The sequence below is a fragment of the Serratia sp. LTN-2 genome, assembly GCF_059740205.1.
Genome location: NZ_JCAXDO010000002.1, coordinates 58,143 through 70,256, shown reverse-complemented (window position 1 = coordinate 70,256; position 12,114 = coordinate 58,143). Strand labels below are relative to the sequence as shown.

At 57.4% G+C, this 12,114-nt stretch carries 13 protein-coding genes and 1 tRNA gene; 5 read left to right on the top strand and 9 right to left on the bottom strand.

Annotation, left to right across the window (positions count from 1 at the left end; genetic code table 11):
- Positions 1–334 precede the first annotated feature (334 nt).
- Positions 335–841, bottom strand: a complete 507-nt coding sequence (sulA, locus tag AC6BYQ_RS04130) for an SOS-induced cell division inhibitor SulA (protein ID WP_074054581.1) — start codon at positions 839–841, stop codon at positions 335–337.
- Positions 842–1,071: 230 nt separating this feature from the next.
- Between sulA and AC6BYQ_RS04125 the strand changes: the two genes are divergently transcribed.
- Entirely contained in the window at positions 1,072–1,728 is a 657-nt protein-coding gene (locus AC6BYQ_RS04125; RefSeq protein WP_025159666.1) for a TfoX/Sxy family DNA transformation protein, read from the top strand.
- Positions 1,729–1,731: 3 nt separating this feature from the next.
- Here AC6BYQ_RS04125 and yccS read toward each other — a convergent pair whose 3' ends face one another.
- Both yccS and AC6BYQ_RS04115 read right to left on the bottom strand, forming a co-directional pair.
- Positions 1,732–3,867 (bottom strand): YccS family putative transporter, encoded by a 2,136-nt coding sequence (gene yccS, locus AC6BYQ_RS04120; protein ID WP_498056352.1) that lies wholly within the window; start codon positions 3,865–3,867, stop codon positions 1,732–1,734.
- A 26-nt stretch (positions 3,868–3,893) separates the two neighbouring features.
- Entirely contained in the window at positions 3,894–4,346 is a 453-nt protein-coding gene (locus tag AC6BYQ_RS04115) for a YccF domain-containing protein (protein ID WP_025159665.1), read from the bottom strand.
- A 166-nt stretch (positions 4,347–4,512) separates the two neighbouring features.
- Here AC6BYQ_RS04115 and helD point away from each other — a divergent pair, with 166 nt between their 5' ends.
- Positions 4,513–6,567, top strand: coding sequence for a DNA helicase IV (gene helD, locus AC6BYQ_RS04110; protein WP_498056351.1), 2,055 nt, complete (start codon positions 4,513–4,515; stop codon positions 6,565–6,567).
- Positions 6,568–6,600: 33 nt separating this feature from the next.
- Here helD and AC6BYQ_RS04105 read toward each other — a convergent pair whose 3' ends face one another.
- Together AC6BYQ_RS04105 and AC6BYQ_RS04100 are read right to left on the bottom strand one after the other, a co-directional pair.
- A complete protein-coding gene (locus tag AC6BYQ_RS04105; protein ID WP_015377363.1) occupies positions 6,601–7,059 on the bottom strand; it encodes a methylglyoxal synthase in 459 nt (152 codons plus the stop codon).
- A gap of 123 nt (positions 7,060–7,182) precedes the next feature.
- Positions 7,183–7,848, bottom strand: a complete 666-nt coding sequence (locus tag AC6BYQ_RS04100; protein WP_498056591.1) for a DUF2057 family protein — start codon at positions 7,846–7,848, stop codon at positions 7,183–7,185.
- A gap of 255 nt (positions 7,849–8,103) precedes the next feature.
- Between AC6BYQ_RS04100 and AC6BYQ_RS04095 the strand changes: the two genes are divergently transcribed.
- Positions 8,104–8,517: a CoA-binding protein gene (locus tag AC6BYQ_RS04095; RefSeq protein ID WP_019454497.1), complete on the top strand. Its 414-nt coding sequence runs from the start codon at positions 8,104–8,106 to the stop codon at positions 8,515–8,517.
- Between the two features lie 57 nt (positions 8,518–8,574).
- On the opposite strand, the gene hspQ is transcribed toward AC6BYQ_RS04095, so the two are convergent.
- Entirely contained in the window at positions 8,575–8,892 is a 318-nt protein-coding gene (gene hspQ, locus AC6BYQ_RS04090; protein WP_004928104.1) for a heat shock protein HspQ, read from the bottom strand.
- Positions 8,893–8,952: 60 nt separating this feature from the next.
- Positions 8,953–10,143 (bottom strand): 23S rRNA (cytosine(1962)-C(5))-methyltransferase RlmI, encoded by a 1,191-nt coding sequence (rlmI, locus tag AC6BYQ_RS04085; protein ID WP_063919149.1) that lies wholly within the window; start codon positions 10,141–10,143, stop codon positions 8,953–8,955.
- Between the two features lie 93 nt (positions 10,144–10,236).
- Between rlmI and yccX the strand changes: the two genes are divergently transcribed.
- The gene (yccX, locus tag AC6BYQ_RS04080; protein WP_498056350.1) at positions 10,237–10,515 is read left to right on the top strand and encodes an acylphosphatase; all 279 of its coding nucleotides are present in this window, start codon (positions 10,237–10,239) and stop codon (positions 10,513–10,515) included.
- Positions 10,516–10,549: 34 nt separating this feature from the next.
- Here yccX and tusE read toward each other — a convergent pair whose 3' ends face one another.
- Both tusE and yccA read right to left on the bottom strand, forming a co-directional pair.
- Positions 10,550–10,879: a sulfurtransferase TusE gene (gene tusE, locus AC6BYQ_RS04075; protein WP_004928095.1), complete on the bottom strand. Its 330-nt coding sequence runs from the start codon at positions 10,877–10,879 to the stop codon at positions 10,550–10,552.
- A gap of 111 nt (positions 10,880–10,990) precedes the next feature.
- Positions 10,991–11,650 carry an FtsH protease modulator YccA gene (yccA, locus tag AC6BYQ_RS04070; RefSeq protein ID WP_004928091.1) on the bottom strand — a complete coding sequence of 220 codons (660 nt, stop codon included), beginning with the start codon at positions 11,648–11,650 and terminating at the stop codon, positions 10,991–10,993.
- 228 nt (positions 11,651–11,878) lie between these two features.
- On the opposite strand from yccA, the gene AC6BYQ_RS04065 reads away from it, so the two are divergent.
- Positions 11,879–11,966: transfer RNA gene (locus tag AC6BYQ_RS04065), tRNA-Ser, on the top strand.
- Positions 11,967–12,114: the final 148 nt, after the last annotated feature.

Sequence of the window (12,114 nt, the reverse complement as noted above, 5' to 3'; positions counted from 1 at the left end):
TAGGCAATGAGCTTTAAAGCTGTTTTAAGCCCTTGGTTAAATTCCTTCGCCAAGGTTTAAGCCCTCGTTTGTTACTCGCCAGTTTTTCTGGCGTTATAGAGCAACCTTGGCGATGTAAAGTCTACAACGTGGCGCGAAAGTTACAAGTGTGATGTGATAAGGCTCTAAAAAAAAACGCGGAATCGTACATATTTGCTAACATTCTTCGCCTAAAAAAACGGCGATTCACCGGGCGTTTTTTCGTGCCAAACCGCAGCCGGACTAGCTTTCTGCCTGACCCCGCAAAGGTTCCCTTCACGGGGTGCGAAAATGATGGGAAAAATCCTAAATTTACTTAATGATACAAAGAAGAGTGAATTTTTAGGGTGGAACAGTGTCCGTGAGTCGGGCCAATGTCACGTTGAGGACGCATGATAAACCCGTAGGCATTACCCAATTCTGCCGCACGTCTTAATTTTAGACGATCCTCCTCCGTTAGCTCGGGCAACCAGCCGAGAACCACGCTGTAATTTCCCGTTTGCAGCGCTTTTTCCATCGCCTCAACCGTATTTACCGGGCTGATTTGGCTTAGCTGCACCATTTTATCCACCGGCAGGCCGGATTGCTGCAGCCATTGCTTGCTTAATTTTTGCTGCGGCGTCAGCCATAAAAGCCAGCGAGACTGCTTGCCCAATTGCTGCAACAAGGGCAACAACAATTGAGCCACGGCGGGCTGGCGTTCGTTGTAAACAAGTTCACTGATCAAGCCATTCTCTTTGCCGACATCCGTGTTCTTCGCAACGTTGCGCGCTGTAAAAGCGCCTTGGCCGAAATGAGGTTGGTAGAGTGATTGAGTACGCATTGAGTTCCCGCCCGTCGTGTTACTGTATGTTTATACAGTATCCCTGATTTAGGATAAGATCAACCCAAATTTTCGTAGCGGCTCGCATAATTACGAACATTTTTTATACCGGGGTTTGTTTGGGATTGGCAGGCAGACGGATAGTGCGTATTTTTCTAATTAGTTGTTCACGTTACTTTTTTCATTGATGAGAGAAATATTACGACCAGAACCTAAAACGGAGAAACGCTATGAAAAGGATGTCGACGAGTAGAATCGCGCAGGCTAAAAATTGCTTTGCGGCGCTGGGGGCCATCACCACGCGATCGCAGTTTGGCGGCTACGGCCTGCTGGCTGAAGGGGTCATGTTCGCCGTGATCGCAGAAGGCGAGCTGTATTTGCGAGCAACGGCGAGCATGGAGCCGGTGTTTCGCGCACGGGGAATGGTCAACATGGTCTATTCCAAGCGGGGCGTGCCGATCACACTGCGTTATTACTGGGTCGACGAGTCGCTGTGGCGCGAGTGCAACGAGCTGGTCGGGCTGGCTTGGCAGGCGGTCAGAGAGGCGCGCCGGGAGCAGAGGCTCAAGGCCGGCGATCACGGCAGGTTGAAGGCGCTGCCGAATATTGACGTCAATATGGAGCGTCTGCTGTGGCGAGCGGGCATTCGCAACGCCTATGATCTCCGATTGCAAGGCGCCAAGCGCAGCTATCTGCGTTTACTGCAACAGCAGACCAATCTGGGGCTGCGAGTCTTGCTGTCGCTGGGGGGCGCGATAGCCGGCTATCACCAGGCGGCGTTGCCGGCCGAATTGCGTAACGAGCTGGTGCGCTGGTTCGAACATACGATGGCGATGCGCCGTCACGGACATGAACCGGTGATTCAGGGCCCGTCGATCAGGCCCTGAACATTAGGTTGTCTTATTAATTTGGGCGTGCAGCGCGGTGAGCTCCGGCAGAAGTTCGAGCATCAGCCCCACCTGCTGCAGGACCAACTGTTCTTTGCTTTCCGGCTCCGGAACGGCTTTGCGAATGCGCTCAGCCAGCTGCTCCAACGCCTGTGCAACCCGCTGGCTGTTCTGCTCTTCCTGATGCAAGGCACCATCCACGTAACACACAGCGTCATTGAGCAGATCGAGCGTGGCGGGGGTACTCAGCCGCTCGCGATGCGCCCCCAATGCCGAGATATAGCTCAGAAGAGTGTGGTTCAGGCAGAGCAGGCGGAAGGCCGCCTCCTGCAGGGCCTTGTCGGCTTTGGGATCGGCGGACATGTTAGAGATGACCGAAGCCAATTCGGCGTCGCTGTTGTGGGCGTCCCGCCGCGCAATGCGGTAGGCGAGGCCGTTATCCTTACCCTGATGATATTGCACCAGAATGGCGTCCAGATAGCGGCAGTTGGCATTCAGCGTTTTATCCACCACCACCGGCAACTGGCGGAATTTCCAGTCCGGCCAGATAAAGCTGACCGCCGCCCAGGCGATGGCGCAGCCCAGCAACGTGTCGTAAACGCGCGGGGCGGCCACTTCGAACCCTTCGCCCAACAGGTTAAAGCACAATAATACCAGCAACGTGATAAACATGGTGGCGTGGGCATATTGCACGGTGCGGAAAGCGAAGAACAGAACGCCGGTGATAACGATCAACACCAGCTGTCCCTCCACTGAAGGTACGAAATAGAGGATTGGCAAACCGATCAGTATGCCGGCCAGGGTGCCGATGATGCGCAGCGCCAGGCGCCGGCGGGTGGCGTTATAGTTCGGTTGGCAGACGAACAGGCTGGTCAACAGGATCCAGTAACCGTGCTGCATGCCGGTGAATTGAATGAAGGCGTAGCCTACGCACAGCACTGCCGACATGCGGATGGCGTGGCGGAACAGGGCCGATTGGGGCGTCAAATGGCGGCTGATGCGCAGGCGGATGTCGCTCCAGCCGGTTAAGCGGTCGTCGGCCAGGCTGTTCTCTTCCGCCTGCCCGCTGGCCAATGTCTGCTCTGATTCGATATTGGCCAACTGCGCATCGATCGCATGCAGGTTTTTCAGCAGATGCGCCAACGCCTTGGCTTGCTCGGCATTACCCTGGGTTTCGGCGATGCGCGTCAAGGCTTCCTGAATGCGGTTGAACGCCGGCTCAAAACGCGGGTTGTGCTGGTACTTTTGCCGTAACAGGATGGATTGCGCCAGCTGGCGACAGGCGCGCGCCTGCATGCTCAGCAAGCGCTGGAAGCGGAACAGAATATCGCTGTGTCGGAATTGTCGGCTGAGCGCATGATACTGAACGTGGGAAGAGCTGGCGCGTTCGTGGATATCTTGGGCGACAAAATAGTAATGCAAGGTGCGGCGAGTGCCGCGCTGGCCGCGATCGCCTTTCAGGCGCGTCAACAGCGAGGCTTTGGTTTGGTTGAGCAATGCAACCAAGGCGCTGTTGGCCATCGCGACATCCATCCACGGCAGGTCGGCGTCGCGCTCGGCATCGGGATCGAACAGGTTGGCTTTGGCGTCCAGATAGTTGGCCAATTGATCGTAGCAGCGCGCCAGGTTCTCTTGCAGCGGCCGGATAGGAAACAACAGGTGGCCTGCCAGCGTCAGCAGGTTATACCACAGTGCGCCGATCACCAGCAGCAGCGGCTGTTGATACCAGGCATCGTACATGGCGGTGCCGAGCATGGTGTAAACCGCGATCAGCAGCGCGCCGAAGGCGATGGTGGCGTAACGTTGCCCCAGGGCGCCAAGAAGAATAAAACCGCAGGTCGACGTGGTTAAGCCCAGGGCGAATAGCCAGGGATAGGGGAACAGCAGCTCGATCGAGGCGGAGGCGATAAAGAAACATACCAGGGTGATCAGCAGATTGCGCAGCCGGCCGGCCAGGCGATCGTCCAAATCAGTCAGGGCCGCCGCCACCACGCCCAGCGTGAGCGGGATGGTCAGCTTGGGAATGCCCAGCCACCAGGGAACGGCGGTGGTGCCGGTCAGCGCAATAAGGATGCGCAGGTGGTACAGCAGGTTGCTGTTGTAGGTATATCGACGAACTGCGAGTGCAAAAGAGAGCACGAAAAACTCCTCAAACGGAGAAAAAATTAACGCTGTTGATATTGGCGGCGAGCATTCTCAATACGGGCTTGCTGAGCCATTTCTACCGAGACGACGCGGCGTCCCACCGGCCACAGTGCGATGGCGGCAATTTTGAAGTTGGCGATGCCGACCGGAATGCCGATGATCGAAATGCACTGCACGATACCGGCGGCGATGTGCGACAGGCACAGCCACCAGCCGAACAGCACCAGCCAGATAATGTTGAGCAGCGAACCGCCGGCGGAAAGCAGCGTATTGCTTTTCTCCGGGTACAGTTCATCGACGTGTATCGCTTCGTTGCCGAACGGCACCAGCGACAGCTTGGTGATTTCCCAGCAGGAGCGGGTAAGCGGCAATGTGATGACCAGCAGCACGCTGAACACCGTGGCGATGAGCCAGCCGAACGTGGTGACGAAACCGCCCAACACAAAATTAAGAATATTCAGTACAGTACGCATAGACGTCATTCTGCTCTAATGATGGCCAAACCGCGATGCGGGCGTATTCACGATAAAAACGCAAAATCTATTCTACCCTTTTTTTAGCGCTAGAGTGCCACTGCTTATCGCAGGTAAACTGGCAGATATCCGTTATTTAATCTCAACATAGTCATGGCGCGACGATATGGAACTTAAAGCGACATCGCTGGGGAAACACCTGGCTCAGCACCCTTATAACCGCGTGCGGTTGCTGCACGCCGGCGTTGAGGTGAGCGGGGAAAAACATGAATACCTGATCCCCTTCAATCAATTGATTCAGGTCAGGTGCAAGCGCGGCATCGTCTGGGGCGAGCTGGAATTTGAGCTGCCGGACGAAAAAGTGGTGCGGCTGCACGGCACCGAATGGCAGGAAACGCAGCGTTTTTATCACTATCTGCAGCAGGCGTGGCAGCAGTGGAGCGCCGAAATGAGCGAGATCAGCGCCGGCGTGCTGCAGCAGCAGGTGGCGCAGATCCAGCGCATCGAGCAACAAGATAAGTGGTTCAAAAAGTCTGAGTTGGGCAAGCTGCAGCAGCAAATTCACGAGGCTTTCTCCGCGCTGCCGATGCCGGTGGCGCGCCTGGAGGCGTTCGATAACTGCCGTGCCGACTATCAGCTGTGTCTGCAATGGCTGCAGCAAGGGCAGCGCAGCGTCGACCAACGCAACCAGCAATGGACCGAGCGCATGCTGGAGCAGCACCATGACTTCTTCCAGACCGTCGAGAGTTCGCCGCTCAATGAGTCTCAGAGCCGTGCGGTGGTCAATGGCGAGGATTCCGTGCTGGTGCTGGCCGGTGCCGGCAGCGGCAAAACGTCAGTGCTGGTGGCGCGCGCCGGTTGGCTGTTGCGTCGTCAGGAGGCGGAGCCGGGCCAAATTTTGCTGTTGGCGTTCGGCCGTCAGGCCGCCGGTGAAATGAACGACCGTATTAAAGAACGCCTGGGTGATGCCGGCATTCAGGCCAAAACCTTTCATGCATTGGCGCTGCAAATCATTCAGCAGGGCAGTCGTAAAGCACCTGCCATCAGCCGCTTGGAAACCGACGCCAAAGCGCGCAAAGAGCTGCTGATTACCCACTGGCGCCAACAGTGTGCGGAGAAGAAAGCCCAGGCCAAGGGGTGGCGTCAATGGTTGACTGAAGAGCTGGAATGGGACGTGCCGGAAGGCGACTTCTGGCAGGATAAACGCCTGGCGGATCGGCTGGCGGGCCGGCTGGAGCGCTGGCTGGGGCTGATGCGCATGCACGGCGGCAGCCAGGCGGAAATGATTGAGCAGGCGAATGAAGAGATTCGCGATCTGTTCTCGAAACGTATCCGGCTGATGGCACCGCTGCTTAAGGCCTGGAAAAGCGCTTTGAAAGAGGAGGGGGCGGTGGATTTCTCCGGCCTTATCCATCAGGCGGTCAACATTCTCGACAAGGGGCGCTTCGTCAGCCCGTGGAAACACATTCTGGTCGATGAATTTCAGGATGTCTCGCCGCAGCGCGCGCTGTTGCTGGCGGCGCTGCGCCGGCAGAACAAACAGACCTGCCTGTTTGCGGTGGGCGATGACTGGCAGGCGATTTATCGCTTCAGCGGCGCAGAATTGACGTTAACCACGGCGTTCGCCACGAACTTCGGCGAAGGGGCGCAGTGCGCGCTGGATACCACTTATCGTTTCAATGAGCGGATCGGCGAGGTGGCTAACCGGTTCGTGCAGCAGAATCCGCATCAGCTGAAAAAACCGCTCAACAGCCTGAGCAAGGGCAATAAAAAGTCGGTGGCGATCTTGCCGCACGAGCAGTTGGAGCCCTTGTTGGACAAGCTGAGCGGTTATGCCAAGCCGGATGAGCGTATCCTGGTGTTGGCGCGTTATCACCATCTGAAACCGGAAGCGCTGGCGAAAGCAGCCACCCGCTGGCCCAAGCTGGATTTGGAGTTTATGACCATCCACGCCAGCAAGGGGCAACAGGCGGAATACGTCATCATCGCCGGTTTGCATGACGGGCGTGACGGCTTCCCTGCCGTGGCGCGTGAGTCGGTGTTGGAAGAGGTGCTGCTGCCGCAGCCGGAGGACTTCCCGGATGCTGAAGAGCGCCGCCTGCTGTATGTCGCATTGACTCGCGCCAAACATCAGGTTTGGCTGTTGCAGGATCCTGAACGTCCTTCGGTGTTCGTTGAACACCTGCGGGAGCTTGGCGTCCCGGCGCAGAAAAAGCCTTAAGCATCCGGCCTGGCGGCCGCCAGGCCGCGAGGACTATTTCAGGCGATCTTGCAGATAGCGCTGATAGTCGGGGATGGCGATCTCCACTTCGCTTTTGAACAGCGGAGAGTCAATGAGAAAATCCGCGGTTGAGCGGTTGGTGGCCACCGGGATATTCCATACGGTCGCCAGCCGCAACAACGCCTTCACGTCCGGGTCGTGCGGCACCGCATTCAGCGGATCCCAGAAGAAGATCAGCATGTCTATCTTGCCTTCCGCAATCAGTGCGCCGACTTGCTGATCGCCGCCCATCGGGCCACTTAGCATGCTGGTGACAGGAATGCCGCTGGCGCGCTGGATCAGGTTGCCGGTGGTGCCGGTAGCATACAGCTGGTGCTGCGCCAGAATGGTTTTGTGGCTTTCTACCCACTCCAGCAGGGCCTGTTTACGGTGATCGTGCGCCACCAGCGCAATGTGTTTGCGCGCGGCGATAGTGCGGGTGGTCAATTCCATCTCGATGTCCTTCGCTAATCGGGGATGTGCGACAGATTACTGAAACTGTTTTTCACTGCCTAGCGTTTGCACCAGAAAATGCGAAGAAACGGCGCCTTTGCGGGTAAAGGCGCCGAGGCGGGTTCAGCGCACCGGCTGCTTATTGGCCCAGCGCAGGAAACGCTTTTGCGTTTCCTTATCCGCTTGCTGGAACCAGTATTGCAGCATCTGCTCCGATACGTTTTCGCCTTTCAGCGTCACCGTCGGGGCATTCAACGGTGAGTTGGCCTGCGGGGATACCGGGGCATTACCGGCGTTCGTCTGCACGAAGGTCGGGACGGAGGCCGGGCGGTTTTGGCGGTTGTAATCCGTCATCACCTTTTCCAAATCGGCATTGAAAGTCACGCTGTCGGGATGCAGCACATCCTGTTTGAACGGCAGGGCGTTGCCCCCTTTGTCCACCACCAGGTAATTCAGCGTTTTGTCAAAGCGTTGCGCGTCACGATCGTTCTCAATACGCGGAATTTCGATCGCGACCTGGCTGATCTTTTGCGTATTGAAGGTAGCGATCAGCGGCAGGGATGCGTAGGTTTGCGCATGCTGGCCAGAATGTAGGGTTTTGGTCACTTTAAACAGCAATTGATGCTGCCCGCCATCCAGCTCAAGGCTGTCGGCGCCTTTTAACAACGAACCTGTCATTTTCTTGCCGTCGACCACCAGCAGGTCGATGTCCGGGGAGAGTTTCAGGGTCGTAGCCGCGGCAGGCATGCTGATGCTGAGCAACGCCGCAACCACCAGACCAAATTTCATCATTATCTCCTTATAAAGTGACGTAGCTCTAAGTGTTGAACACGGCACAGGTTGTGTCAAAATTTTTCAATCGGGTATTTTGTTTACATTTTCACATATTTTATCGCGATTAGACACGACCATGCACAGCTGAACCGCGACAGCCTCAGACCATAAGATTGCGCTGAAGTTTCGCACGCGTTGCGTTTAGCCGAGAGAAGGCCGATCGGTTACACTCGAAACGGAGAGTGACGCAGTGATAAACGGGAGTTGAAGATGCAAGATCAAGAGATTGTTGAGCTGTTGCGGCAGGTGCAAACCATCGCACTGGTGGGTGCCAGCGATAATCCGTCGCGGCCCAGCTATGGGGTGATGGCTTATCTGTTGGCGCAAGGGTATCAGGTGATCCCGGTCAGCCCAAAACTGGCGGGGCAGACGCTGTTGGGCCAGCAGGTTTACGCGACGTTGGCAGACATTCCGCAGCCGGTGGATATGGTCGATGTTTTCCGCAATTCGCAGGCCGCGTACGGCGTGGCGCAAGAGGCGATAGCGATCGGCGCCAAGGCGCTGTGGCTGCAGATCGGGGTAGTTAACGACCAGGCGGCAGAGCTGGCACAACAGGCCGGGCTCCGGGTGGTGATGGATCGCTGTCCGAAAATCGACATCCCGCGTTTGGGGCTGGAGCGCTGAATAAAAAGGGCCTGGCGCGATGCCAGGCCCTCTCGGGTTTCTCAGGTCTTGGCGCGGTCAATTGCGCAAGCGTGGCGCCTGTAGCTGGTGGCGGATGGATTCCGCCAGCTCATCCAGCGATGGTTGCTCGGGGTGGGCTTCCTGGGGCTCGCCATCCAGCTGTGCTTCCGCCAGATAGGTGTGCACCGGTTGGCCTTCCTCGTCTTCCATCACCACGTGGTACCAAGGGGCGGAACGCAGTTCATCGTTCGCCGCTATCTCGTCAGCTTTGGGTTGTTCCAAAGAGTATTCGGGGTCGATATCGATCACGACGCCCAAATACCCCAGCAGTTTATGTCTAACCTGTTGTCCGATACCGAATTTGCTGGCAATCATGATGACCTCCTGAGAAACAATGCCTTGCTCATATATGGGGGCAAGGCAGCGCATTTCAAGTTACATCACCCGACAAGCGAAGCCTTTCAGATACAGCCCCTCAGGGTATGTGGCGATCACCGGGTGATCGGCGGCCTGCCGGAACTGCTCTATAAATTGTACATCACGTCCGGCATCGACAGCGGCGTCGGCCAAAATTTTCTGGAACAGGTCGGTCGGCATCAGCCCGGAGCAAGAGAAGCTGAGCAGAATACCGCCTGGGTTCAGCAGCTGCAGCGCCAGCATGTTGATGTCCTTGTAGCCGCGGCAGGCGCTGGCCAGCTGGTTCTTGTTCTCAACGAATTTCGGCGGATCCATGATGATCAGGTCGAACTTCTCGCCCTGGGTGCGGTAGTTGCGCAGCAGCTGGAATACGTCGTCGCGGACGAACTCCGCCTTGTTCAAATCCAGTTTGTTGAGCTCGACGTTCTGTTTGGCGATATCCAGCGCCGCCTGCGAGGTATCCACGCTGATCACCTGCGCGCAGTCGCCCATCAGAGCGGAAACGGCGAAGGCGCCGGTGTAGGAGAAGCAGTTCAGCACCCGACGGCCGGCGGAGTAGTTGCGCGCCGCCAGGCGGCTGTCGCGCTGATCGAGGTAGAAGCCGGTCTTGTGCCCTTGCTGAATGTCCACCAGCAGCTTCATGCCGTGTTCGGTGATCGGCAATAGCTCTGGCGGCAGATCGCCCAATACCGGGCCTTGCGCCAGCGGCAGTCCTTCTTTCTTGCGCACCGCGACGTCGGAGCGATCGTAAATCGAACATTCCGGGTAGCAATGCTGCAGGGCGGAAAGCAGGGCCGGGCGCTGGTATTCCGCGCCGGCGGACAGCAACTGCAGCACCAGGAAATTCTGGAAGCGATCGATAGTGATGCCCGGCAGGCCGTCGGACTCGCCGGCGATCAGGCGATATCCGTCCAGACCGTCACGCTGCGCGACCCAATCACGCCAGCTTTGCGCTTGCTGCAGGCGTCGAATAAAGAAATCGATGTTAATCTCTTCATCCTGCTGGAAGGTCCAGACGCGTGCGCGGATCTGCGACTCGGGCGAATAGGCACCGCGAGCCAGCCATTTGCCCTGGCTGTCGAGAATATCGATGGTTTCACCGGAGAGAGCTTTACCCTCAACGCGTTGAACGGCGCCGGAGAACACCCAAGGGTGGCGACGGAGTAAGGACTTTTCACGTCCTTTGGCGAGAAACAGGCGTACGGTCATAATTAATAATGCTGCCAGCTAGGATAGAAAGAGTGACACGGCGGTGCAAAGGCACGGCAATGCCATAATGAAAACTGAATTAAGGGGGCGATTATGACACAAGTTTGCATTGCTGCGTATGTGTATGGCGTAGTGCAGGGGGTTGGGTTTCGCTATTCCACCCAGCGGCAGGCCGAGGCGCTGGGCGTGACCGGCTATGCGCGCAACCTTGATGACGGCAGCGTTCAGGTAGTGGCCTGTGGCACTCAGGCCCAGGTGGATCTGCTGGTGGCATGGTTGAAACAGGGCGGCCCGCGCAGCGCGCGTGTCGAACGCGTGCTGGTGGAGCCGCAGGGCGTGGCCGATTACGCCGGGTTCGGCATTCGCTATTAAACGCTCGCCTGCAGCTGCGCTGCGGGCTGTGCAGTCAGATGCATTTCACCGGCTTCGGCAACCCGGCTATCTTGGTGGCTTGTTTGGCCGGCCCTTTCGGGAACAGGCGATACAGGTAACGGCTGTTGCCTTTTTCCTCACCGTATTTCTGCGCCATGGCCTTGACCAGCATGCGAATAGCCGGCGAAGTATTGAATTCCTGATAGAAGTCGCGCACGAAGCGCACCACTTCCCAGTGTGCTTCGGTGAGCACGATTTCTTCCTGCGCGGCCAGCAGCGGCGCCAGGCCCTCATGCCAGTCGGCGCTGTTTTTCAGATAGCCCTGCGCGTCAGTGTCGATAACCTGACCTTCAAACTCCAACATACTGCCTCGATAACGGATAATTCGGAACGGCCGCCAGTTTAGCAAATTTTTTCGGCCGCAAAAAACAAAGCCCCGCCGGAGCGGGGCCTGGAAGGCATGCGTAGCGTGCTATCAGTTGCTGCGGGCGAAGCCCAGAATGCTCAGCAGGCTGATGAACATGTTGTAGAGCGACACGTACAGGCTAACGGTGGCGCGAATGTAGTTGGTCTCGCCGCCGTGAATGATGTTGCTGGTTTCCCACAGGATAGCGCCGGCGGAGAACAGAATGAACAGCGCGCTGATCGCCAGATGCAGGGCAGGGATCTGCAGGAACAGGTTGGCGATCACCGCCACTAGCAGCACCACAAAACCGGCCATCATCATGCCTGACAGGAACGACATGTCCTTACGCGTGGTCAGCACATAGGCCGAGCAGCAGAAGAACACCGCGGCGGTGCCGCCCAGCGCCAGCATGATCAGATCGCCCGCGCCGGCGTTCAGGAACGAGCTGAGGATCGGGCCGAGGGCATATCCCATGAACCCGGTCAGCGCGAACGCCGCCAGAATGCCCGCCGGGCTGTTGGCCAGCTTATGCGTCAGGAACATCAGGCCGTAGAAGCCGACCAGCATCAGCAATAAGCCCGGCGCCGGCAGGCCCAGCATCGTACTGGCGGTAGCGGTCAACGCCGAGAAAGCCAGCGTCAGGGATAACAGGAAATAGGTGTTGCGCAGGACTTTATGCGTGCTGAGCAGCGAGTCGCGCGAGGAAGACGAGACGACAATGCGGTCCATAATGCTCTCTCTTATCAAGCCATCACAAAATAATCCCGATGATAGGCAGCGCAAGCGTTTGATTAAAGTCTGTTTACCAATCTTTACCCTTAGTTATCATTATTGCAACCGCGCGGGAGCGGCTGCGCGTTTGTTCGCCGCTTGCATGAGTATCGCCGATTTTTCGCGCGGTTGAACGCCGCCGGGCTTTACAAGCGAATAAGCTCTGTTTATAGTGCGCGTCGTTGCGGAGGGGTGGCCGAGTGGCTGAAGGCAACGGTCTTGAAAACCGTCGACGGGAAACCGTTCCAGAGTTCGAATCTCTGCTCCTCCGCCATACATTCTGACCCCGCGCTCTCTGAGCGCGGGGTTTTTTGCTTTTGCGTGCGGAGAAACCGGCGCGCTTTGGCAGTAAACGCGTTCGGCTATTGATAAGGGCCACGCATCGGTGAGATTATGCGGTCACCAAGGTCGGCCGTTCGGCT